The sequence below is a fragment of the Croceicoccus sp. BE223 genome (genome assembly GCF_031457155.1).
Lineage (GTDB): Bacteria > Pseudomonadota > Alphaproteobacteria > Sphingomonadales > Sphingomonadaceae > Croceicoccus.
This window is the reverse complement of record NZ_JAVDWB010000002.1, coordinates 539,660-562,784: the sequence shown is the minus strand read 5'-3', so window position 1 is coordinate 562,784 and position 23,125 is coordinate 539,660. Positions and strand designations below refer to the sequence as shown.

At 68.0% G+C, this 23,125-nt stretch carries 25 protein-coding genes; 16 read left to right on the top strand and 9 right to left on the bottom strand.

Features of this window, described 5'->3' with window-relative positions; genetic code table 11:
• Positions 1-73: 73 nt before the first annotated feature.
• Complete coding sequence (locus J2X37_RS06695; RefSeq protein WP_310019180.1) at positions 74-1,021, top strand: L-threonylcarbamoyladenylate synthase; 948 nt, start codon at positions 74-76, stop codon at positions 1,019-1,021.
• Position 1,022: 1 nt separating this feature from the next.
• Here the strand turns inward: J2X37_RS06695 and J2X37_RS06690 are convergent, their stop codons facing one another.
• From J2X37_RS06690 to J2X37_RS06665, 6 genes are all read right to left on the bottom strand, one after another.
• The gene (locus J2X37_RS06690; protein ID WP_310019178.1) at positions 1,023-1,349 is read right to left on the bottom strand and encodes a hypothetical protein; all 327 of its coding nucleotides are present in this window, start codon (positions 1,347-1,349) and stop codon (positions 1,023-1,025) included.
• A gap of 91 nt (positions 1,350-1,440) precedes the next feature.
• On the bottom strand, positions 1,441-2,247 hold the full coding sequence (locus J2X37_RS06685; protein ID WP_310019176.1) for a head GIN domain-containing protein: 807 nt from the start codon (positions 2,245-2,247) through the stop codon (positions 1,441-1,443).
• 195 nt (positions 2,248-2,442) lie between these two features.
• Positions 2,443-2,970 carry a CarD family transcriptional regulator gene (locus J2X37_RS06680; RefSeq protein WP_310019174.1) on the bottom strand — a complete coding sequence of 176 codons (528 nt, stop codon included), beginning with the start codon at positions 2,968-2,970 and terminating at the stop codon, positions 2,443-2,445.
• Between the two features lie 303 nt (positions 2,971-3,273).
• Positions 3,274-3,612, bottom strand: a complete 339-nt coding sequence (gene fdxA, locus J2X37_RS06675; RefSeq protein WP_310019172.1) for a ferredoxin FdxA — start codon at positions 3,610-3,612, stop codon at positions 3,274-3,276.
• Positions 3,613-3,710: 98 nt separating this feature from the next.
• Positions 3,711-4,052 (bottom strand): S4 domain-containing protein, encoded by a 342-nt coding sequence (locus J2X37_RS06670; RefSeq protein ID WP_310019169.1) that lies wholly within the window; start codon positions 4,050-4,052, stop codon positions 3,711-3,713.
• Entirely contained in the window at positions 4,049-6,685 is a 2,637-nt protein-coding gene (locus J2X37_RS06665) for a helicase-related protein (protein WP_310019167.1), read from the bottom strand. Before J2X37_RS06665 ends, J2X37_RS06670 begins: the two co-directional genes overlap by 4 nt.
• 279 nt (positions 6,686-6,964) lie before the next feature.
• On the opposite strand from J2X37_RS06665, the gene J2X37_RS06660 reads away from it, so the two are divergent.
• The 8 genes from J2X37_RS06660 (at position 6,965) to J2X37_RS06625 (ending at position 14,847) form a co-directional block, all read left to right on the top strand.
• Positions 6,965-8,476: a peptidoglycan DD-metalloendopeptidase family protein gene (locus tag J2X37_RS06660; protein ID WP_310019165.1), complete on the top strand. Its 1,512-nt coding sequence runs from the start codon at positions 6,965-6,967 to the stop codon at positions 8,474-8,476.
• A 61-nt stretch (positions 8,477-8,537) separates the two neighbouring features.
• A complete protein-coding gene (hemB, locus tag J2X37_RS06655) occupies positions 8,538-9,530 on the top strand; it encodes a porphobilinogen synthase (protein WP_310019163.1) in 993 nt (330 codons plus the stop codon).
• A complete protein-coding gene (locus J2X37_RS06650) occupies positions 9,523-10,098 on the top strand; it encodes a GNAT family N-acetyltransferase (protein ID WP_310019161.1) in 576 nt (191 codons plus the stop codon). The genes hemB and J2X37_RS06650 overlap by 8 nt, the downstream gene beginning before the upstream one ends.
• A complete protein-coding gene (locus J2X37_RS06645) occupies positions 10,089-10,655 on the top strand; it encodes a GNAT family N-acetyltransferase (protein ID WP_310019158.1) in 567 nt (188 codons plus the stop codon). The genes J2X37_RS06650 and J2X37_RS06645 overlap by 10 nt, the downstream gene beginning before the upstream one ends.
• A 35-nt stretch (positions 10,656-10,690) precedes the next feature.
• Entirely contained in the window at positions 10,691-12,886 is a 2,196-nt protein-coding gene (locus tag J2X37_RS06640; RefSeq protein WP_310019157.1) for a fused MFS/spermidine synthase, read from the top strand.
• Between the two features lie 168 nt (positions 12,887-13,054).
• Positions 13,055-13,927 carry a DUF1838 family protein gene (locus J2X37_RS06635; protein ID WP_310019154.1) on the top strand — a complete coding sequence of 291 codons (873 nt, stop codon included), beginning with the start codon at positions 13,055-13,057 and terminating at the stop codon, positions 13,925-13,927.
• Positions 13,928-14,007: 80 nt separating this feature from the next.
• Positions 14,008-14,562, top strand: a complete 555-nt coding sequence (locus tag J2X37_RS06630) for a gamma carbonic anhydrase family protein (protein WP_310019152.1) — start codon at positions 14,008-14,010, stop codon at positions 14,560-14,562.
• A gap of 3 nt (positions 14,563-14,565) precedes the next feature.
• The gene (locus tag J2X37_RS06625; RefSeq protein ID WP_310019149.1) at positions 14,566-14,847 is read left to right on the top strand and encodes a DUF167 domain-containing protein; all 282 of its coding nucleotides are present in this window, start codon (positions 14,566-14,568) and stop codon (positions 14,845-14,847) included.
• Here J2X37_RS06625 and J2X37_RS06620 read toward each other — a convergent pair.
• Entirely contained in the window at positions 14,844-15,239 is a 396-nt protein-coding gene (locus J2X37_RS06620; protein ID WP_310019147.1) for a group II truncated hemoglobin, read from the bottom strand. The two genes, J2X37_RS06625 and J2X37_RS06620, sit on opposite strands and share 4 nt — an antisense overlap.
• A gap of 173 nt (positions 15,240-15,412) precedes the next feature.
• Between J2X37_RS06620 and wecB the strand changes: the two genes are divergently transcribed.
• The gene (gene wecB, locus J2X37_RS06615) at positions 15,413-16,501 is read left to right on the top strand and encodes a non-hydrolyzing UDP-N-acetylglucosamine 2-epimerase (RefSeq protein ID WP_310019145.1); all 1,089 of its coding nucleotides are present in this window, start codon (positions 15,413-15,415) and stop codon (positions 16,499-16,501) included.
• Here the strand turns inward: wecB and J2X37_RS06610 are convergent.
• Both J2X37_RS06610 and J2X37_RS06605 read right to left on the bottom strand, forming a co-directional pair.
• On the bottom strand, positions 16,498-18,093 hold the full coding sequence (locus tag J2X37_RS06610; protein ID WP_310019143.1) for a cisplatin damage response ATP-dependent DNA ligase: 1,596 nt from the start codon (positions 18,091-18,093) through the stop codon (positions 16,498-16,500). The genes wecB and J2X37_RS06610 overlap by 4 nt on opposite strands.
• Positions 18,094-18,109: 16 nt before the next feature.
• Entirely contained in the window at positions 18,110-19,126 is a 1,017-nt protein-coding gene (locus J2X37_RS06605; protein ID WP_310019141.1) for a ligase-associated DNA damage response exonuclease, read from the bottom strand.
• 100 nt (positions 19,127-19,226) lie between these two features.
• Between J2X37_RS06605 and dnaQ the strand changes: the two genes are divergently transcribed.
• The 6 genes from dnaQ (at position 19,227) to J2X37_RS06575 (ending at position 23,032) form a co-directional block, all read left to right on the top strand.
• On the top strand, positions 19,227-19,931 hold the full coding sequence (gene dnaQ / locus J2X37_RS06600) for a DNA polymerase III subunit epsilon (protein ID WP_310019138.1): 705 nt from the start codon (positions 19,227-19,229) through the stop codon (positions 19,929-19,931).
• A gap of 66 nt (positions 19,932-19,997) precedes the next feature.
• Positions 19,998-20,576, top strand: coding sequence for a ribosome hibernation-promoting factor, HPF/YfiA family (hpf, locus tag J2X37_RS06595; protein ID WP_310019136.1), 579 nt, complete (start codon positions 19,998-20,000; stop codon positions 20,574-20,576).
• Between the two features lie 215 nt (positions 20,577-20,791).
• Positions 20,792-21,253: a PTS sugar transporter subunit IIA gene (locus tag J2X37_RS06590; RefSeq protein WP_310019134.1), complete on the top strand. Its 462-nt coding sequence runs from the start codon at positions 20,792-20,794 to the stop codon at positions 21,251-21,253.
• A gap of 38 nt (positions 21,254-21,291) precedes the next feature.
• Positions 21,292-21,762 (top strand): PaaI family thioesterase, encoded by a 471-nt coding sequence (locus J2X37_RS06585; RefSeq protein WP_310019131.1) that lies wholly within the window; start codon positions 21,292-21,294, stop codon positions 21,760-21,762.
• Between the two features lies 1 nt (position 21,763).
• On the top strand, positions 21,764-22,099 hold the full coding sequence (locus J2X37_RS06580; protein WP_310019129.1) for a DUF1491 family protein: 336 nt from the start codon (positions 21,764-21,766) through the stop codon (positions 22,097-22,099).
• A 228-nt stretch (positions 22,100-22,327) separates the two neighbouring features.
• Entirely contained in the window at positions 22,328-23,032 is a 705-nt protein-coding gene (locus J2X37_RS06575; protein WP_310019127.1) for a cell wall hydrolase, read from the top strand.
• Positions 23,033-23,125: the final 93 nt, after the last annotated feature.

Sequence of the window (23,125 nt, the reverse complement as noted above, 5' to 3'; positions counted from 1 at the left end):
CCGGCATCTTCGAACGTGCTCACGGGCCGGGATCCTCCTTGCGGGTTGAAGCCTGTGCCTATAGCGACGGCGCATGAACAAAGCCAAGGCCTCGAAACCGCGCATCCTGCCCGCCGACAGGGCCGGTGTCGTCGAGGCTGCGCGCCGTCTGCTTGCGGGCGAACCCGTCGCACTGCCGACCGAGACGGTCTACGGCTTAGCCGCCAGGGCCGACGATTTGGCGGCGGTGGCGGCGATCTATGCCGCGAAAGGCCGGCCGGACTTCAATCCGCTGATCGTCCACGTCGCCGATGTCGAAAGCGCGGCGCGGCTCGCCGAGCTCGACGAACGGGCCAAGCGGCTGGCCGAGGCGTTCTGGCCCGGTGCGCTGACCCTGGTCCTGCCGCGTCGCAGCGATGCGGGGCTGGCGCCGGCGGTGACGGCGGGGTTGCCGACCGTCGCGATCCGGGTACCCGCCCATCCCGTCATGCGCGCGGTTCTGGCAGAGGCGGGGGTGGCGCTGGCGGCACCTTCGGCCAATCGCAGCGGGGCCGTCAGCCCGACCTGTGGCGATCACGTCGCCCGCTCGCTGGCGGACAGGATCGAGCTGGTGCTCGACGGTGGAGAGACGCCTCAGGGCCTCGAATCGACGATTGTCGCGCTGCGTGCCGATGGCTGGCAGGTCCTGCGGCCAGGCCCGATCACGGTCGCGGCCCTGGCCGAAGTGCTCGGACCGCCTCTGGTGGCAGCGCCCGTCGGGATCGAGGCTCCCGGCCAGCTTGCCAGCCATTATGCGCCGGGCAAGCCGGTTCGCCTGAATGCCGGTGAGGCGCGGGAAGGGGAGTTTCGCATCGGCTTCGCTGACGATGGCGGCGATTTCAATCTCTCGCCTTCGGGAGACCTGACGGAGGCGGCATCGCGGCTCTACGCGGCGCTTCATGCCGCCGCCGCCGCTCCGCAACCGCGGGTTGCCGTGGTGCCGATTCCCGAACGGGGGATCGGCGAGGCGATCGCCGATCGCCTGCGCCGCGCGGCGGCGTGATCTACCGCGCCGGAGCTTCGACGAGGGCCTGAAGCTCGGCCTGCGTGGCGACGGCCGCCTCGCACCCCTCGGCATCGCCGCTGTCGCATTTCGCCTGTTCGCGCAGGTGCCGGCGTTCGAGCTTGCCGATCGCCTCCTCGTGCTTTCGCAGTTCCCGGCCGCGCTTCTCGTCCGCCTCCGACTGGCTGGTCGTGGCAAGGTCGACCGCCTTGCTCGCCACCCGGACCGGCGCGGTGGCCACGTCGAAGGCCGCCTTGGCGAGGCAACCGCCCAAGGCCGGCGCGGCGATCGCCAGCAGGCAGGATGTCAGCATGACTTTGCGTCGCATGGTTCCCTCCGATGGCGAACGACCCGGCCGTCGTCATAGGGCAGGAACCATGGCGCGCCGGTTAACCGGGCAGGGAAAGGCGCCTTCGCGACTACTCGCTCGTCGCCCCATCCTCGCAGACCAGCTTGCCCGATCCGAAGGCGTTGACGTCGCATCTGGCCCGGCCGATCACGCGAACCACGCCCGACCCCATGATGTTGGCCGAGACATTGCCGTCCGACCGGAACACCCCGTCGCCGGACCCAGCGATGGAGACGTCGGCCTTCTCGACGGTCATGTCCTTCAGCCCCGCCGAGCCGCTGCCCGCGATGGACAGGTCCAGCGAGCGGGCCCTGCCGTTGGCGGCGTAGGATCCCGATCCGGCGATGGTCAGATCGAGCGAATCGACATCGAGATCGCGCCCGATTGCCGATCCGCTGCCGGTGATGACGACTTCGGCGTTTCGCGCCATCGCGCCGGTCTGGATGCGGCCCGAACCGGCCACGACGATCGATTCGAGCGCGGGCATGGTCACGAGGACCACGGCCTTTTCACCGTCGGGCGCGGTCTTGCTGCGCAGGATGCCGAGGGTCTTGTCGTCGAGAGTGAAACGCATTGCGGCAACCATCTCGTCCGAACCTTCGACCTCGATGGACAGCGTGTCGCCTTCGGTGACGCGCACCGAGTCGGGGCCCATCAGCGCGATCGCGGTCGGCGATGCGCCGGACAGGTCGAGCTCGGCCAGCGGCACACCCTTCTTCCCCGCCATCGCCACCGATTCCGCGTCGCATCCCGCGACCATGCCCGCCATGGCGAGGCCGGCCGCGATCGCCGCGAATTTCGCGATGCCGCCGAAGCCCGACCGGCCCATTCGGCCAAATCCCTTGGGAATGCCGTCGAAATGAATCTGGAATGTCATGCAAAGCTCCCGATCTGTGTTAACGCAGTAATACAGTACGGCACTCCGCGCACAGGACGGCGCATCGACCAACGACCGACCTTGCCCGATGAGCGACGCGCGAGCGAGCATGCGGATCGCGGCCAAGCAAAAGGGGCCGCCGGTTTCCCGACGGCCCCTTTTGCCAGCTTTACGCCGATCGGACGGACTGTCCGGTCAGGCGGTCTGCTCGTAGTACTTGGGCGCATACTCGTTCAGGATCTCGAGGATCTTGGCGAGAGCGGCCGGTTCGTCGGTCTTTTCCATCGCGGCCAGTTCGCGGGCAAGGCGGCTGGACGCGGCCTCGAAGATCTGGCGCTCGGAATAGGACTGTTCGGGCTGATCGTCGGCGCGGAACAGGTCGCGAGTCACTTCGGCGATCGACACGAGGTCGCCCGAATTGATCTTCGCTTCGTATTCCTGGGCGCGGCGCGACCACATAGTGCGCTTCACCTTGGGCTTGGACTTCAACACGTCCATCGCCTCGCGCAGCGTCTTGTCCGAAGACAGCTTGCGCATGCCGATCGATTCGATCTTATTCATCGGCACGCGAAGGGTCATCCGCTCCTTCTCGAACCTGAGCACGTAGAGTTCGAGCTGCATGCCGGCGATCTCCTGGCTTTGCAGTTCGATGACACGGCCCACGCCGTGCTTGGGGTAAACGACATAGTCTCCGACGTCGAAGGCAGGAGCCTTGGCAGTCATGCATTGTCCTTTCTATGGCGCGTAGGGGGTCCGCACGCCGCTTGCGACCGTTGAGGGACGGTGCCAGCGAGCCGTAAGGACGACCGGGCCGAAAACCTCGACCAGTTCGTCGTTACACCTGCGGGAACGCCTTTCCTGACGGGGCCGGATGGCACATTGCGCACCGGCTCACGCAGGGTTTTACCATAAAACAAGGGAAATTGCGAATCTTGCGTGACACATCGCATCACGCACGCGCAAGGATCGCAAAGCGCCGTTGGCTTCGCGCGTGCCCGCCGGTAAATCGCGTGACGCGAGAGGCGCTTAGTCGCCTTCGCCCGGCTCTGCCGAGAAGTACTTGTCGAACTTGCCTTCCTCGCCCTTGTGCTCGTCGGCATCGTCGGGCGAATCCCGCTTCACCGTGATGTTCGGCCATTCCGCCGAATACTTGGTGTTGAGTTCCAGCCACTTTTCAAGGCCGCTCTCGGTATCGGGCAGGATCGCTTCGGCGGGGCATTCCGGCTCGCACACGCCGCAATCGATGCACTCGCTGGGATTGATCACCAGCATGTTCTCGCCCTCGTAGAAACAGTCGACGGGGCAGACCTCGACACAGTCCATGTACTTGCAACGGATACAGGCATCGGTGACGACGTAGGTCATGGCTGGCGACTTTCCTTCTCAAGCCGGTCGCTGACGAGGCCGCAGGTCGTGCGGCAAGGACCGTTTGTCCGGCGACTAAAGCAGCGGGATTCGCTTCGTCAAGCGGTCCCGGCTTGTTGCGATACACTCTCAATTTCATGGTAGCATGCGCGGGCCTCCGCGGGCGGCCCGCGCCTTGCGGGAAGGGCGCGCAGCGCCAGCACGCGAACGCGCGCATCTTCCGATCCGGCGATGCTCGGCATCGTGATCACGTCGCCCACGCCGATCGGATGGGCGCAGCGCACGACGCGGCGGCCGTTGACGCGGATGTGCCCTTCACCGACCAGATCCTGCGCCGCCCCGCGAGTCCGGGAAAGGCGCAGCATCCAGAGCAGCTTGTCGATCCGCTGCGTCGCGCGCGGCGGATCGGGAAGCGGCCCGCCGGACGCCGGGCGCTTCACCGGATCAGTTCCGCAAGACCGGCAAAGGGATTGCCTTCGGCAATGGCACTTGCGGCGCGGGCGGGACGTGCCGGGTCCTCGCTGCCCTTGCTCGTCGTGCCGCGCTCCGTCGGCATGCGTCGGGCAGGCGGCGAATCGGTGCGCCGGGGTTTCCAGCGCCATAGCGGCGGCCCCGGTGGGCCAAATCCGCCTTGCGCCAACACTGCCGGCGGAGCTGCGATGAAGCCGGCCTGGCGCAGCAATTCGGCATAAGTGCGCGTCGTCAGCCCCATCGACAGCGCCAGCGTGGGATCGAGCGCGAACCGCGCAGGTTCGCCCCGCGCGCGTCGCCGCGGCGCCCCGCCCCAGCGTTCACGGCGCTGGTGGGCGGCATGGAGCAGCCGTTCGGCGAGGTCGACCCGCACGAATTGCTGCGCGGCGCGCCGGTAGTAGAGGGGCGGTGCGCCCTTGGCCGGAAGGGTCGCGGCCAACGTTTCGCTCAGCGGAGGACCGGCGCGACCGGCCAGCCTTGCCAGGGCCGCCCAATCGGCCTGCGCCGCAGCTCGCCCCATGGCGGGCATGAAGATGTCGAGCGCGCCGACCCGCACGCCCAGCTTGCGCAGACGCGTTCGCTGGCCGGGGTCGAGTGTCTCGAGCCCCGCATCGCGCCGGGCCAGCGCGCCGCCGGCATCGCGCAACGCGATCAGAAGGGCGCGCAGGTCCGGGCCGCCCTCGCTCGCCTGCGTGGCACGGTCCAGCAGTACCAGCGGTTCCAACCTGCGTTCGAGGGTGCGGGCAAGCCATTCCTGCAAGGCGCGGGCGATCTTCTCCCGTTGCGGTCCCGGCAGCGCGGCAAGTGACGGCTCCAGCCTCACCTGCGCTTCGAGGAGGCGTCGACCGGCGGCAAGTCTGGCCACCGGCTGATTCTGCCAAAGGATGGCCTCGCCGCGCCAGACTAGCCCCTCGCCATGATCGGCGGCGTCGGCCAGCAGGGCGTCGGCCCTGGCGTTCAGCAGGCCGGGCAGATGCCTTTCCGCCGCCGCCAGCAGCAACCTGCGCGTCTCGAGCCGTGCTTGCGGGTCGACGTCGAAGCGAAAACCTTCGAGCCGCCCGATCTCCTCGCCATCGACCAGCACGGCGCCGCCGTCGCCGACCGAAACGGGGAGGAGCGCGGCATCGCCGCCCAGCTTCTTCATCAGCACGGCGGTGCGACGGTTGACGAAACGTTCGGTCAGCCGCTGGTGCAGGGCGTCGGACAACTTGGCCTCCACCGCGCGGGCGCGGGCGGCCATCTCCTCGCGGTCGAGCACCCAGTCCGGGCGCTGCGCGATATAGGCCCACGAGCGGATCGCCGCGATGCGGCCTTGCAGGGTGTCGATGTCGCCGCGCGCATCGTCGAGCTGCGCGATCATGCCCGCGACGTAGTCGTGCCCCAGCCGACCGGTGCCGGACGACAGATCCTGCCATAGCCGCTCGACGAAGCGGGCGTGGTTTTCCGCGCCCAGCGAGCGGAAATCGGGCAGCGAGCACACCTCCCAGAAGCGGCCGACCATGGCCTTGCCCTTGGCCCGGGCGCGCACCTCGTCACGGTCGGCGAGAATGCGGGCGACGGCCAGGTCGATGGCCTCGGGCGCGGGGGCAAGCGCCGGGTGATCGGGCGCAGCGGACAGGTCGGCGATCAGCGTGTCGATCGAATCGAGGCGCGGGCGCGCATCGCGCCACATCAGCCGGTCTATCGGCGGAAAGCGATGCCCCTCGATGGCGTGGATCTCGTCCTCGGTGAATGCCACGCCCGCGCCCGAGCCTCCACGGCTGCCCGAAAGGGTGCCGAACGTGCCGTCCTTCTGGTGCCGGCCCGCGCGTCCCGCGATCTGGGCCATCTCGGCCACGGTCAGCCGCCGGCGGCGATGGCCGTCGAACTTGGCGAGGCCTGCAAAGGCGACATGCGCAACATCGAGGTTGAGGCCCATGCCGATTGCGTCGGTCGCGACGATGTAGTCGACCTCGCCCGACTGGAACATCGCGACCTGCTTGTTGCGGGTTTGCGGGCTGAGCGCTCCCATGACGACCGCCGCGCCGCCGCGGAACCGGCGCAGCATTTCGGCAACGGTATAGACTTCCTCGGCACTGAACGCGACGACGGCGCTGCGCGGCGGCAGGCGCGAAAGCTTCAGCGACCCGGCATGGGAGAGCGTGGAAAATCGCGGTCGCGAAACGACCTCGGCCTCTGGCACGAGCGCCTCGATCATCGGGGTAAGCGCGGCGGAGCCCAGAATCATCGTCTCTTCCCGGCCGCGCGCGTGCAGCAGGCGATCGGTGAAGACGTGGCCGCGTTCGGGATCGGCACCCAGTTGCGCCTCGTCCACCGCGACGAAGGCGACATCGGCGTCGCGGTCCATCGCCTCCACCGTGCAGAGCTTCCAGCGCGCGTTGGGCGGATCGATCCGTTCCTCGCCAGTGATCAGCGCGACCCGGTCCGGTCCCTTGATGGCGACGACCCGGTCGTAGACCTCGCGCGCCAGCAGGCGGAGAGGAAAGCCGATCTGCCCGCTGGAATGGGCGCAGAGCCGTTCGACGGCCAGGTGGGTCTTGCCGGTGTTGGTCGGGCCGAGAACGGCCTTCACGATACCGCCGTCTGATGTGCCGCGAACCATGGTCCCCCTTATCTGGCAGCGGCGCACGCCGCCCGCAAGACGCGCACCCGAAGCCATCAACGCCGGCTGCGACGACTTGTCGGTTCGTCGCAGGCGAGGCTCGTTTCGTCGTTGCGCCCTGTGCATGCAGGGACTTGGCAACTTTGCGTAAGGCATGATTTGGGCCATTGCCGCCCGTGTCGGCACGGCCGCGCGCGCCAAGGATCAGCGCGGCGGCTGGCCAAGGGTCGGAACGAGACAGGAGCTGGGGCGCTGGACGCGAGGTCCATCCGCACAAGGGTGAACAATCCCACCGATGCCGCGACCGAGGAGGTCGAGCGGCGCGACCTGGCGTCCGTCATCCGCCAGTTCGGCCTGAAGCGGGGCGAGGAGGAACCCTGGGTCACCGACCTGGCGCAGGGCATAGGTTCGCCGCGCTGGTATCGCAGCCTGGCCTTCATGCTCGTGCTCATCGCGTTGGCGCTGGCGCTGTGGCCGGATTTCAATCCGGTGCAGGCCGCACCCGACACGCGCCTGACCGAGGAGGAGCGAGACGAGTATCGCGCGCAGATGATCACGCCGCTGGCGCTGGGGGCGGATACGGGCAAGCGCATGGGGCCGAGCAAGCTGGTTGTGCCGCTGACCAGCGCGCCCGAACGTCCGGTGATCGAGCTGACCGCGACACTGGGCCGGGCCGACACGCTGGCCGCGATGCTGCGCCGCGCAGGCGTGGGCGCGGGCGACGCCAGCGCCGCCGAGCAGCTGATCGGCAGGGCGATGCCCATCTCCGATATCGAGTCTGGCACAGGTTTTCAGCTCCGCCTTGGCCGCCGAGCATCGCCGCACGAACCGCGTCCGCTGGAGGACCTGACCTTTCGCGCGCGCTTCGACCTGCAATTGTCGGTGAGGGAGGAGGGCGGCGCTCTGGCGCTCGACAAGCGGGTCATAAGGGTGGACGACACGCCGCTTCGCATCACCGGCAAGGTCGGTTCGGGCCTCTATCGCTCGGCTCGCGCCGCCGGGGTTCCCGCCCGCTCGGTGCAGCAATTCCTGAAGGCGCTGGATTCGGGCATCGACATCGACCGCAACATCGGCGACGACGATTTCGACGTGATCATCGAATACAAGCGGGCCGAGACGGGCGAGGTCGAGGTGGGCAATGTGCTCTATGCCGGCCTCTCGCGGCGCGGCACGCCCAAGGCACAGATGCTGCGCTGGGGCAAGGAGGGCAAGTTCTTCGATGCCAACGGCGCGGGCGAACAGCGGGCCGGGCTGGTCATGCCGACCAACGGCGGCATCACCAGCCGCTTCGGAATGCGCCGGCACCCGATCCTGGGCTATACCCGCATGCACGCAGGCGTCGATTTCCGGGCGCGGACAGGGCAGCCGATCTATGCGGTGACCGACGGCGTCGTGAACTACGCGGGCCGTCGGGGCGGATATGGCAACTTCATCCGCATCAGCCACGGCGGCGGGCTGCAATCGGGCTATGCCCACCTGTCTCGCTTCGCGGTGTCGAGTGGGCAGCGGGTGCGGCGCGGGCAGGTGATCGGCTATGCCGGATCCACGGGCCTGTCGACCGGGCCGCACCTCCATTACGAGCTCTATCGCGGCGGGCGCACGATCGATCCCATGTCGGTCAAGTTCGTCGTTCGCGCCCAGTTGTCGGACGAGGAACTGCGGCAATTCCGCGCGCGCCTGATGGAGCTGAAGAAGACCCCGGTGGGCGCAGCGCTGAAGCCGCTGGACCCGACGGAAAAGGCGCCCGACCAGCCGACGCGCGAGATCGATCGCCTGTCGAACGCGGCCTGATCGCGCGCCGGGTGGAGCATCGCCCCTTCCCTCGTCGCCGCAAAACGGGCAGATGCTCGCCATGAGCCAGTATCCGCACCTTCGCCTGCGCCGCACCCGTGCCACCGCGTGGAGCCGCGCGATGCACCGCGAGACCGTTCTGACCCCGGCCGATCTCATCTGGCCCCTGTTCGTGACCAGCGGCCAGGGCGTGGAGGAACCGGTCGGGTCGCTGCCGGGCGTATCGCGTTGGTCGCTGGACGGGATTGCGGCCCGCGCGAAAGAGGCCGTGGCGCTGGGCATCCCCTGCGTCGCGCTGTTTCCCAATACCCCGCCCGGCTTGCGCGACGATACCGGGAGCGAGGCGCACAACCCGCAGAACCTGATGTGCAACGCGATCCGCGCGATCAAGGACGCGGTGGGCGACGATCTCGGCGTGCTGACCGACGTCGCGCTCGACCCCTACACCAGCCACGGCCAGGACGGGCTGCTCGACGATGCCGGCTACGTCGCCAACGACGCGACGGTGGAAGCGTTGGTCGGGCAGGCGCTGGTCCAGGCGGCGGCGGGCGCGGACATCGTCGCGCCGTCCGACATGATGGACGGGCGCATTGGCGAAATCCGCGAGGCGCTGGAGAACGTCGGCCATCACAATGTCCAGATCATGGCCTATGCCGCCAAGTATGCGAGCGCGTTCTACGGCCCGTTCCGCGACGCGGTCGGGTCGGGCGGCCTGCTCAAGGGCAACAAGAAGACCTACCAGATGGACCCCGCCAACGGGGCCGAGGCGCTGCGCGAGGTCGAGCTCGACCTGATCGAGGGCGCGGACAGCGTGATGGTGAAACCGGGCCTGCCCTATCTCGACATCGTGCGCCGCGTGCACGAGGAATTCGGCGTGCCGACCTTCGCCTACCAGGTCAGCGGCGAATACGCGATGATCGAGGCGGCCGTCGCCGCCGGCGCGGGCGAGCGCGAGGCGCTGGTCATGGAAACCCTCACCAGTTTCAAGCGCGCGGGCGCCAGCGGGGTGCTGACCTACCACGCACCGCTGGCTGCGCGGCTGCTGAATGGCTGACCCGGTCGCGACGACCGCTCGCCTGATCCTTCGCCCCTGGCGCGAAGGTGACCGGGGCGACTGGTCGCGGCATCTCAACACCGATGAGGTGCGCTTCCACATCGGCGGCGCCTTTCCACCCGAAGAAACCGGGGCCGCCTTCGGCAGGCTCCTGAACAGCTGGCCGACCAGGGGCTACGGGATGCTGGCGATCGAGCGTCAGGCGGACGGCCTGCTCCTCGGCCTTGCCGGATACGGGCCGATCACCGGCGAGGCCGCGCCGGCCGAGATGCGCGGCGGGCCGGAAGTGGGCTACCAGCTCCGCGCCGAGGCGTGCGGCCACGGCTATGCCACCGAAGCGGCGCGCGCGGTGCTGGACCTGATCTTTGTGCGAACCGATGCGCCGGTCGCCTGGGGCCAGACGTCGGAGCGCAATGCCCGTTCCGGCGCGGTGTTCCGGCGGCTGGGCCTGACGCCCCGCCCCGACCTTGCCTACGACGATCCCGAATACGAGACGCTGGAGAATCCCACCCAGGTCTGGGAAATGCGGCGGGAGCAAATGCGGCGGGAGCACTGGCCGTGCGGGTGACGACCGACCGGCTGATCCTGCGCGACTGGCAGGACGAGGACTTCGCCCCCTTCCTGCGCCACACCAACACGCCTGCGGTCATGCGCTGGCTCGGCGGAGTGATGGATACCGAACGCGCCCACAGCCTCACCGAACGGCTGCGCGGTTGGAGCGAGGAGCTGGGCCACACGTTCTGGGCGGTGCAGCGCAAGGATGACGGGGGCCACCTTTCGGGCGAAATCCTCGGCTTCTGCGGTCTGACGCCGGTCGATCTTCCGGGAGCGCCCATCGGCGACTTCGAGATCGGGTGGCGGCTGCGCGAAGATGCCTGGGGGCACGGCTATGCCTGGGAAGCGGCCGAGGAATGCCTGCGGCTTGCCTTCACGCGGTTCGGTGCGCCGCACGTGCTGGCCCTGACCACCCCCACCAACGCCGCGAGCTGGGGCTTGATGCAGCGGCTGGGCATGACACGGCGGACCGATCTCGATTTCACCCTGCCGCCGGACAGCCGGATGGGCGGGGAAACCATCATCTTTCACGCGATGACCCGCGAACAATGGGAGGAACGCCGCCGGTGAGCGACATGGGGGGTAGCGACTTGGGGGGTCGCAAAATGGGGGTATCGATCGCACCGGGGGGTGGCGCGGGGCGCAAGTGGATCTTCGTGGCCACGATCCTGCTGGGCAGCTTCCTGCTGTTCATGGTTCAGCCGATGATCGCGCGGCTGGCGCTGCCCAAGGTGGGCGGCGCGCCCAACGTCTGGAACAGCGCCATGCTCGTGTTCCAGACCCTGCTCCTGGGCGGCTATGGCTATGCCCATGTTCTGCAACGCTGGCCGGTCGGACGGCAGCGGATCGTCCATACCGTGCTGCTGGCGCTGGCCGCGTTGACCCTGCCGCTGGCACTGGCCCAGATCCCGCCCGCCGCGCCCGGCTGGGAAGTGCTCTGGGTGCCGCTGCTGTTCCTCCTTTCGGTCGGCCCTGTTTTCCTGCTGGTGAGCGCGCAGGCGCCCCTGATGCAGAGCTGGTATGTTGCCGGCGCAAGGGACGAGGATCCCTACTGGCTCTACGCCGCGTCCAACATCGGCAGTTTCGCGGGGCTGTTCGCCTATCCGCTGGTGATGGAACCGCTGCTCGGCCTGCGCGACCAGTCGCTGGTCTGGACGGCGGGATACGTCGCGCTGGTCCTGCTCGTCGCCTTGTGCGGGCTGCTGGCGGGTGGGCGCGGTGGCGACGCCGCCGCGCATCGGGCGGAGCCGACATCGCCGCCGGTGCCCGCGCGCCGGTTCTGGCTCTGGGTCGCGCTGGCGGCGGTTCCCTCGGGGCTGATGCTGTCGACGACCAATTTCCTGACCACCGACATCTTCGCCGTGCCGATGATCTGGGTCCTGCCCTTGGGTCTCTATCTCCTCAGCTTCGTCATCGCCTTTGCTGCGCAGCGTGGCCTTGCAAGGATCATGGTGATGGCCGCCCCGCTGGTGCTGATGCTGGGCGGGGCGTGGGCGGTCTGGAACACGACCGGGCTCGGCATCGCCTCCATCGTCGTGGCCTCGGCGTTGCTGTTCTTCGTTGCTACCGCGCTCCACACCCGGCTGCACGACGAAAGGCCGGCACCGGACCGGCTCACGGTGTTCTACCTCGCGATGTCGGTCGGCGGGGCGCTCGGCGGCAGTCTTGTCGCGCTGATCGCGCCGGTGGTGTTCAACTGGGTCTGGGAGCATCCGCTGCTCATTCTCGCCAGCGCGGCGCTCATCCCCCTTGGCTCGGACCGCGGCCTTTCGCGGGTGTCGCTGCTCGCGGTCATGCTGCTTATCATGGTCGCGGCCTACGGCTCTTCGCTGGCGATGTCGGCGGGCATGGCCTGGATCGCGATCCTGGTGATGGCCCCCGCCATCGCGGGCGGGCTGGTCATCAGCGGGCGGCGCGGCTGGTTCGTGGCGGCGCTGGCGGTCATCCTGTTCTTCGCGGGCGCCAGCCGCATTCTCGTACAGGCCTACACCGCCGACGTGTCGCGCAGCTACTTCGGCGTCTATCGCATCGCCGATACCGGTGATCGGGCCCGGATCCTGATGCACGGCACCACGCTGCACGGGGTGCAGAACCTGGCGCCGGGGCAGGAGCTGACACCGACCACGTACTACACCCGCACCAGCGGCGTCGGCCGCGTGCTGGCCCATGCCGAGACGCTCGTCGGGTCGAAGGCGCGGATCGGGGTCGTCGGGCTCGGCACCGGGACGCTGGCCTGTTATGCTCGGCCCGGCCAACAATGGACCTTCTTCGAGATCGACCGTGTCGTCGCCGAATTTTCCGAGAAAGGTCGTTTCACCTTCCTCGAAAGGTGCACGCCCGAAGCGGCGGTCGTGCTGGGCGACGCGCGGCAGAAGCTGGAAGAGATGCCCGGCAGGTCGTTCGACATCCTGGCGGTCGACGCTTTCTCGTCGGACAGCATCCCGCTGCACCTCCTGACCGAGGAGGCGCTGCGGCTCTATGCCGAGAAGGTCGGACCGCAGGGCATCGTCCTCGTCCACGTCTCAAACCGCTATTTCGATCTGCCCCCGGTGGTCGGCGACATGGCGCGCGCGGCGAGCCTGACCGGAAGGGTGCTCACCGACAGGCCCGGGAAGGTCCGTCACGCGACGCCCTCGTACTGGATCGCGCTCAGCCGCGATGCCGCGCAGATCGAGCGATTGCCAGCGGTGACCGGCACGAAGGACTGGGCGCCGCTGGAGGAAACCGGCAAGGCGCCGTGGACCGACGACAGGGCTTCGATCCTGTCGGCCCTGCGATGGCGCGCCTTGCTGCCGCACTGACCTGAGCCACGATCTGCCGCTGGTCACGCCCCTGGGGTCCGGCTGCTCCGCCGGGGCCGGTCGTCACGAGTTGCGATGACTACGTGGCGGTCAAATGCGCACGCCGCGGTTTACCAGTCGTGCGGGCCCGGTGATCGTGCTGCCTGGCCAACCGAGTGGGAGCAAGGCATGGACGATGTTTCGCGGCGCGATTTTCTAGGCACTGTCGCGCTGGGTGGCGTGCTCGCCGGGGCGACTTCGGCCGGCGCCAGACCCGCAAGGGCACGGCAGCCTGCATCGGATGCCGGCGGATCCGATCCGCGCCACAGCGGACTGGGCCAGATCAAGATGCAAGCCGCGCTCGACGGGCGCGCCGGTATCTGGGGCTATCGGGGCCTGATCTATGCGGTTCGACCCGATTGCGTGCCGCTTCCGATCCTCGGCCTTGACGGAGGCTCGGCATTCTGGGGGCACGACATGGGTGGCGGTGCCTGGGAAATGACCGGCGCGACGATGTCGTTCTTCACCGATCCCGATAGCGGCCGGCATCTCGATACCTTCACGAACCCCTTCACCGGCACGACCGACGCCGTGCGAGCCAACATTCTCGCCGGAGGTGCGCGAATGGTCTATCCAGCGGACGGGGCGGCGCCGCACTTCGTCGGCCAGTCTAGCGCGGGCGAATCGACGCCTGGCGGTTTCGCGGAGGCCGATGGGGCGCATCCCGTCGGGCGGGTCGCGTGGACTACATTTGCCGGCGGCGTCGCGATGACCACCGATCACGCGTTCGAAGTCCCGGTCCAGCCACAGCTCGAGGCGCGCACCATCCGTGCCGATGCCGGTGCGTTCTTCGATCCTTCGGTCCGGCGCCTGCCCGCGCAGATGACCACAACGACGATCACGCCCTGGTTGCGGTTCATGGGGATGGAAGGGCAGCGCGGCCATCTCGTCTGGCATTGCTGGGGCGAAAAGGTGTTCGACGTGGCCGACCTTGCCCACAGCTATCGCGCGGGCGCGGGCGACCGGATCGACCTGTTCGTGACGCCGCCTGCCCGACCATAGCGTCGGCAGGGCGGGTTTGACGCGGCGGGTCCGTCCCGGCAAAGCGAGGGCCGGAACCACCGCGCATCGGAAGCTGACACATGACCCGAACCGACATCACCATCGCCGCCATCCACGGCAAGACGCCGCGCATCCACGACAGCGCCTTTATCGCGCCGGGATGCCGCATCCTCGGCGATGTCGAGATCGGGCCCGATGTCAGCATCTGGTACAACTGCGTCATCCGCGGCGACGTCAACCGCATCGTCATCGGCGCGCGCACCAACGTCCAGGATGGCAGCGTGATCCACTGCGACAGTCCGAAGGAGAACAACGGCGCCGGCTGGCCCACCATCATCGGCGAGGACGTGCTGATCGGACACCTCGCCATGGTGCACGGCTGCGTCCTGCACGACCGCGCCTTTGTCGGGCTGGGGGCCATCGTGATGAGCAGCGCGACGATCGAGAGCGACGGGATGCTGGCGGCGGGCGCGATGCTGACCGGCAACAAGACCATCGGCGCGCGCCAGCTCTGGTCGGGCCGCCCCGCCAGGTTCCTGCGCGACCTGACCGATGCGCAATGTGCCGACATGCAGGACGGCGTCGCCAACTATGTCGAGAACGGCCAGGCCCACAAGGCCGCGCTTGGCGGCTGAAGCTTGGCCCGCCCGCGCATCGGCCTGCCCGCGCCCGACGCGGTTCGCGCGCTGATCGACGATTGCGGCCTGCTGGCGGTGCGGGTCACGCCCAATGCGTCCGCCGATGCCCTGTCGATCGAGGCCGGCCAGCTGCGCGCGCGGGTCAACGCCGTGCCGGAAGACGGGAAGGCGAACCGGGCGGTTATCGCGCTGGTCGCAAGAGCGCTCGGCATCCCGCCGGTGCGGATCGGGCTTGTGCGCGGGGCGACCGCGCGGGACAAGGTGCTGAAGATCGCGGACTAGGCCGCCCTGGCCATCCCTCGTGCCATGGAGGACAGGCGCTGCGCCAGCTGTGCTTTCAGCGCACCGCTGGCGGTCGGGGTATCGTCGATGGCCCGCTCCATCGCCTCGGCCCACTGCGCCGCGGTGTCGGCGTCGATCGCGAAGCCGGAGTGGACCGAGAACATGCAGCGGCCCGGATTGGCCTCGAACCAGTCCCGCGGGCCGCCTGCCCATCCGGAGAGGAACCCGGCCAGTGCTTCGCGCATCGGCGACAGGTCTGGCCCGTGCATGGCGCGCAGGCGGGCATAAGCGGGCTCGCTTTCCAACAGGTCGTAGAAACGGTCGACGATGGCGCGGAAGACCTGCGCGCCGCCTAGCGCCTCGTAAGGGGATCTTGCGGCATTCGCGGTCATCGTCGGTCCGGCCCTTCCTTGCGTCGGCGACCTTTCGCCGAGACCCGTCGATGCCTCCCGCCGGGCAAGAGCGCATTGATTTCTGTCAAGAAACCGCCGGTCGCCCCTTGCCAGTCCCGATCGCCGGTGCGCACCAAGGGCGCTTTCACAAGGGGTCGCAGCCTTTGTCCGTCATGATCGTTGCCGGGACTCGCCCGGAACTCGTCAAGCTTGCGCCGGTGGCGCTGGCGCTGCGTGCCGATGGCGCATTGCCGGTGACATTCTGCCATTCGGGACAGCATGCCGACCTGGGCCAGGACGTGCTCGCCGCGATGAGCATCGTCGTCGATGCGCGGATGACCCGCCCGGACGGATCCGATCTCGGCGATCTCCTCGGTGGGCTGATCGCGGCGCTGGGCGCGGAGATGGAGCGGGTGCGACCGCGCGCGGTGGTGGTGCAGGGCGACACCGCCACGACGCTGGCCGGAGCCCTCGCCGCGTTCCACCGCCGCATCCCGGTGGCACATGTCGAGGCGGGCCTGCGTTCGGGCGACATGGCGCATCCATGGCCCGAGGAAGGGTATCGCCGCTTGGTCAGTCCGCTCGCCCATTGGCATTTCGCGCCCACGTCTGCGGCAAAGGCGGCGCTGGAGCGTGAGGGTGTCGCGGGTTGGCGGATCGAGAGGGTCGGCAACACCGTCGTCGATGCCCTGCACCGGGCGATAGGCATGCTCGATGCCGGGGGCGGCAGCGGCGGCGAGGTTGCCGTCATGGCGGCCCGCGACGACAGGCCATTGGTCCTCGCCACCATCCACCGCCGCGAAACGGGGCCTGAGCGGCTGGCCGCGATTGGCGACGGGCTGGCCGCGCTGGTGCGAGAACATGGCTTGCGTCTCATCCTGCCGCTGCATCCGCGCGGCGAAAGCGCGGTCCTGCGCGACAGGCTCGGCGGAATTGCGGGTGTTACCCTGACCGGTCCGCTCGATTATCTCGATTTCGTCCGGCTGATGCGCGCGGCGCGGCTGATCGTGTCGGACAGCGGCGGCGTGGTGGAGGAGGCGACGGCCCTGGGCCGCCCGGTGCTGGTCCTGCGCGAGGCTACCGAACGGCCGGAGGCGCTGGCCGCAGGCACTGCGCGGATGGTGGGCCACGATCCGGCGGCGCTGCTGTCCGCCGCGCGCATGGCCCTGGCCGAGCCGATGCCCGTGCCCTCTTCCGTCTTCGGCGATGGCCGGGCGGCGGAGCGAATCGCCGCGCGGCTGACGCGCGACCTAAGCCGCTAGTCTTTCACCATCGAGCGCAACGTTGCGATCCGGTCCGCCTCGTGCGCGGGCTTGTCGCTGCGGATGCGATTGATGCGGGGAAAGCGCATCGCGAGGCCAGACTTGTGCCGCTTGCTCTCGTGCACCGAATCGAACGCGACCTCCAGCACCAGCGACTTGTCGGTTTCGCGCACCGGGCCGAAGCGGTTGACCGTGTTCTGCCGAACGTGCCGGTCGAGCCATTTGAGCTCGTCGTCGGTGAAGCCGAAATAGGCCTTGCCCACCGGCAGCAGTTCCGCCCCCTCGTCGGGGTCGCCGTCCCAGCAGCCGAAGGTGAAATCGGAATAGAAGCTCGATCGCTTGCCGCTGCCGCGCTGGGCGTACATCAGCACGCAGTCGATCAGCAGCGGATCGCGCTTCCACTTGTACCACAGCCCGGTGCGCCGCCCGGCGACATAGGGCGAATCGCGCCGCTTCAGCATGACGCCCTCGATCGCCTCGTCGCGCGCGCCCTCGCGGATCGCGGCAAGCGCGTCGAAACTGTCGGCCTCGATCAGGCGCGACAGGTCGAACCGTTCCGGGTCCAGCCGGTCCATCAGCGTTTCGAGGTGCGCGCGTCGCTGCGCCCAGCCGAATTCGCGCAAGTCCTCCCCGTCGCGCAGCAGGACATCGTAAAGGCGGACAAAGGCGGGATAGTCGCGCAGCATCGCCTTCGACACGGTCTTGCGACCGAGCCGCTGCTGCAGGGCGTTGAAGCTTGCCGCACCGCCCTCTTCGCCGCCCTGGTGGCTGCCGCGCACCAGAAGCTCGCCGTCGAGCACCGCCGGAAAGTCGAGCGCCGACGCCATTTCGGGGAACGTCGCCGAGATGTCGTCGCCGCTTCGCGAATAGACCCGCGTCTCGCCCCCGACGTGGACCAGCTGAACCCGGATGCCATCCCACTTCCATTCCGCCGCATAGTCGTCGAGCGACACGACGGTTTGCTCCAGCGGATGCGCGAGCATGAAGGGGCGGAACAGCGGCACGAGATCGGTGCGTGGCGGTTCCGCGCCATCGGCGGCCCAGGCGAAGAGCGTCGGATAGGGCGGATCCACGCCGTGCCAGTATTCCTCGACCTCGTCGACCGACACTTCGAAAGCCTGGGCGAAGGCAACGCGGGCCAGCCGCGCCGACACCCCGATCCGCATGGCGCCGGTCGCGAACTTGAGCAGGGCATAGCGCCCGTCGGCATCCAGCCGGTCGAGCAGCCTGGGCAGCTCGGTCATCACCGAAGTCCGGGTCATCCCGCGCAAGAGTGCGACGACTTCGGCCAGGCTCGGGTCGTCGCCCGCCAGCGCCTCCGGCGCGGGCCAGAGCAGGCTCGCGGTTTCCGCCGTGTCGCCGACATAGTCGCGGGACAGTGCGTAGAGGATCGGGTCGACCCGCTCGGTCAGAAGGTTCCGGATGGTGCTCGACTTGACGGCGGGAAAGTCGAGCGCGCCGGTCAGCGCCGCGAGCGCCCAGCCGCGATCGGGATCGGGCGTGGTGCGCAGGTAGTCGGCGATGAGATCGAGCTTCGCGTTGCGGCTGCGCGTATAGGTCAGCCGGTCGACCAAGGTCGCGAAAGCGCGCATCAGTCGTCGCCCCGCATCAGTCGTCCTCGTCCTCGTAGCCGACCATCGCCAGCGCCCGCGCCCGCCGCTGGTTCAGCTGGCACCAGCGCAGCAGAGCCTCCTCGCGCCCGTGGGTGATCCAGGTTTCTGCCGGGTTGACCTCCTGGATGGTGCGGGTGAGTTCGTCCCAGTCGCAATGGTCGGAAATGACCAGCGGCAGTTCGACGTTGCGCTGGCGGGCGCGCTGGCGCACGCGCATCCAGCCGCTGGCCATCGCGGTGACCGGATCGGGCAGGCGGCGGCTCCACCTGTCGTTGAGCGCGGATGGCGGGCACAGCACGATCTGGCCCTTCAGCTCGTCGCGGTTGATGCCGGTCGCGCTGCGCAGTTCGCCCAATGGCACGCCCAGTTCCTCGTAAAGGCCGCACATCCGTTCGAGCGCGCCGTGCAGGTAGATCGGCTGGTGATAGCCGGCGTTGCGCAGTTCGCAGATCACCCGCTGCGCCTTGCCCAGCGCGTAGGCGCCGACCGCGACGCAGCCGTCGGGCCGCTGCTCGCGCGCTTCGAGGAGCTTGTGCATCTCGGCCGCGATGGGCGGGTGACGAAACACCGGCAGGCCGAACGTCGCCTCGGTGATGAAGATGTCGCACGGCACCACTTCAAACGGGGCGCAAGTGGGATCGGGCCGCCGCTTGTAGTCGCCGGTCACCACCACCCGCTCGCCGGCATGTTCCAGAAGGATCTGCGCGCTGCCGAGGACATGTCCGGCCGGGAAATATGCCGCAGTGACGCCGCAGCCCAGGTCCACCGGTTCGCGCAGCGGCACGGCGATCTCGTCCTGCGCGCCGCCATAGCGCAGGTTCATGATGGCCAACGTTTCCCGAGTCGCGACGACCTTGCCATGACCCCCGCGCGCATGATCGGCGTGGCCGTGGGTGACGAGCGCGGTCTCTACCGGCTTCGAAGGGTCGATCCAGGCGTTGCAGGGAATCACGAAAATGCCGTGCGGATCGGGCCTTAGCCACGAAAAGTCGGAAAGAGGGCGGGTGCGCATCGCAAGGGGGAGAACCAGCCATGCCGCCGCTTCGTTCCGCACGTCCCGATCGGTCCGTCTCCCCTTGTCACGGGGCCTGCCCCGGCGCATAGTCGGGCCGATGCGCGAAATCGTGTTCGATACCGAAACCACTGGCCTAGACCCCCGCACAGGGGATCGCCTGGTGGAAATCGGATGTGTCGAGATGGTCAACCGGGTCGTCACGGGCCGGGTCTACCACGAATATTTCAACCCCGACCGCGACATGCCGGCAGAGGCGGAAGCCGTGCACGGGCTGTCGGCGACGTTCCTTTCGGACAAGCCGCGCTTCGCCGAAAAGGTTCAGGACTTTCTCGATTTCATCGGCGATGCGCCGCTGGTTGCCCACAACGCGGGTTTCGACTTCGGCTTCATCAATGCCGAACTGGGCCAGTGCGGTCGCGATGCGGTCTGCACCAGCCGCATGATCGACACGGTGCAGATCGCCAAGCGCAAGCATCCGGGCGCGAAGCTCTCGCTCGACGCGCTGTGCACCCGCTACGGCATCGACCGTAGCCACCGCACCAAGCACGGCGCGCTGCTCGACGCGGAACTGCTCGCCCAGCTCTATGTCGAACTGACCGGCGGGCGGCAGATCGGTCTCGAACTCGTGGCCGATGCGGTGGTGGCGGGGCCGACGCAGATCTTCAGCGGAACGGTGGTGGTCCGGCGCGAATTCCGACCGGCTCGTCCCCATGCGGCGAGCGTGGAGGAGATCGAACGCCACCGGGCCTTTATCGCGACGCTGAAAGGCCCCATCTGGAACGAAGGAGCGGTCGCGGGCTGATACCGAAATCGGCACCACGCTCCGCCCTGCGATCCAGGGGAAGAAGACAGAAAAAAGGAGTAGTCGATGGACATTCGCGTTTCCGGACATCAGGTCGACACGGGCGCCGCGCTGCAGGCGCATGCCGCGGACAGGTTGAACGCAATCGTCGACAAGTACTTTAACCGTGCGCTGTCGTCGCAGGTGACCTTGGGCAAGGGTCCGCACGACAGCTTCACCGTCGATATCGTCACGCACGTGATGCAAGGCCTGATCGTCAAGGGCCATGCGGAGGCGCAGGACGCGCACCAGGCGGTCGACAAGGCGGCGGAGAAGATCGACAAGCAGCTGCGCCGCTACAAGCGCCGGTTGAAGGATCGGCATGAACAGTCCGACTACGCGGTGAAGCAGGAGGAGGCGGCCTACATCGTCTTTCAGGGTGCGACCGAGGACGAGGAGGCAGAAAGCGTCGAGGCCGATGCTCCCCCGATCATCGCCGAGACGCGAACCGACATCCCCGAGGCTTCGGTTTCGGACGCGGTGATGATGCTCGACTTGCGCGACACGCCGGCGCTGTTCTTCAAAAATGCTGGCACCGGGCGGCATAATATGGTCTACCGCCGCAATGACGGCACGATCGGCTGGGTCGAACCGTCCATCAAGTAGTCCGCGGGCGTTTCGGCGCAGGGATGCGGGCCGCAGGCGCGGCCGGCAGCGGACTTGAGCATCGACGTTTGCGAATCAGGGAGAAGAGTTCGCAAGGGCGTGCGGGGCTGCGGCGCGGGGTGTAACCGACGCCGCGACCGGCGCGTTGTCGAGTCCGTCCGGACCCGCGCTTCGACGTGGGCCGGAAAGTGAAGGCAGAGAAGCAAAAACGAACCATGAGTGCGCTGTATCTTCTCGACCCCGCCGCGGTGGGGACCAGCAATGCCTTGTCCAGAAGCGAGGTGATCGAGGCGCTCGCCCGGCAGTTCGCCAAGGTCTACGCGCTCGATCCCGTCGTCGTGCTCGAGGCGCTGGAGGAGCGGGAGAGGCTGGGCAGCACCGGCTTCGGTCGCGGCGTCGCAATCCCCCATGCCCGCATTCCTGGGATCCGTCGTCCGATCTGTGCCGTGCTGCGCCTGTCGGCGCCGGTCAGTTTCGATGCCGCCGATGGTCTGCCGGTCGATCTGGCTTTCGGCCTGCTGTCGCCCGAACAGTCGGGCGCGGCGCATCTCCACGCGCTAGCCGCGATTTCCCGCATGTTGCGGGACGATCGCCTGCGCGACCGGTTGAGCGAGGCGCAGAACGATGAGACCGTGTATGCCCTGCTGACCAGCGATTCGGGACGCGACGCGGCCTGATCGGGGCGGACGGCGCAGGCAACGGCGGGGAGCGGGGTATGAGCGAAGAGGCCGCCGGGGGCGCGAGCGGGGCAGAGCTTCACTGGCGCGCTCTTGAATCCCTTTACGCCTCCGCTCCCATCAACAGCCTCTTCAAGTCGCGGCTCGACATTCCCGGCGAAGGGCTGGCCCGCATCCAGTTCGAAGTCGACGAAAGCGCCTTTCACGCCGCGGGCGCCGCGCACGGCACGATCTACTTCAAGATGCTCGACGATGCGTCGTTCTACGCGGCCAACACGATGGTGTCGGACCGCTTCCTGCTCACCACCTCCTTCAACCTCCACTTTTCCCGGCCGATCAAGGGCGGTCGGATCGTGGCGGAGGGGCGATGGATCAGCGGTCGACGCCGCGTGCTGATGGCGGAGGCACGCTTGGTCGACGAGGATGGAGAGGAAGTGGGCCGCGGAACCGGCACGTTCATGCGCTCTCAGATCGCGCTGTCCGGGCTGCCCGGTTACCGCGTGTCCTGACATGGAAGAGGCGGCAGACGATCGCCTGCCCGCACACCTGGAGGTTTCGGCCCTGATTCGGGCGGTCGAGGCTGCGGGAGGGTTTGCAACCGTGGTTAAGCGCGGCGAAAGGACTGCCGGCACGATCCTTGTGTGCACTTGCGAAAAGGGCCGCGATTCAGTGCTTTATGAGCGAATGCCGAGCGTGGAAAAGGGGCGCGAGTGGGTCGCGACACGCCGGCAGGATCCCGAAAAGCCGTTAGAATTCAATGATTACCTTGCGAAGCGAGGTGAGCGGGACCGCGATTGCTGGATCGTGGAACTGGATATCGCAAATGCACAACGGTTCATCGCTTGAATCGCAACCCTTGTGGGTTACTGCTGTTGACACATTGACGCCACAATTGCACAGGCGCCCCATACCGGGCGTTGGCGGTCGACGCGTGCGATAAGGCACGCAAGACAGGCGCGCAGACGGGGAACGACCGGCAGCGTCGTTTCGGGAAACACAAAAGGACGGCCTGATGCGGCGGTTCGTTTCCTACAGACGCTGTGACTGGTGTTCACCGCACTCGAACGATCAGTAATGAGCCGCAAGGTAAAGAGCGCCAGCGCGATTTCGCTGGTTGCGACCCTCGGGGTCATCCTGCTGGGAACGGACGGTTCCAGCGCCCTGGCGAAAGCCTCTGTCTATCCGTCCATCGTGGAAGCGCCCGCTGGGGCCACCGCGACCGCCTCTGCCACCACTGCGGACTCGGATTCCGCGTCGGCCGAAGGCGAGAACCCTTCCAAATTCGTCTCCATTCCGGTCGTCCAGCCGGTGACCGCGCCGTCCGCCGCAGAGCCGATCGCGCAGCAGTCGCCTCGCGACGCCAATTCGCTGGCCGAGCTGGTCGCCGAAAGCGACGTTCCCGGCAAGCTCGACAAGCAGCTCGATTGCCTTGCCGGCGCGATCTACTTCGAAGCCAAGGGCGAGCCGCTTGCGGGACAGCTGGCCGTGGGCCGCGTCGTCGTCGCCCGCGCCGAATCCGGGCGGTTCCCGTCGAGCTATTGCGGCGTCGTGTATCAACCGTCGCAGTTCTCGTTCGTGCGAGGCGGGCGGATGCCTTCGATCAACAAGGCGAGCAACGCTTGGCAGAAGGCCAAGAAGCTGGCCGTGATCGCGCATGAAAACGCCTGGACCAGCAAGGCCGAGGGCGCCCTTTTCTTTCACGCGCGCTACGTTTCGCCGCGCTGGAAAAATCGCCTGACCCGCCTGGCACAGATCGACAATCACGTCTTTTATCGTTAAGGGCACGGATGGAACGCTAACGTGCAAATCCCCCAAGTGCGCGCGTAAGCGGAAAGGCCGCCGGATTCCCCCAATCCGGCGGCCTTTCGTATT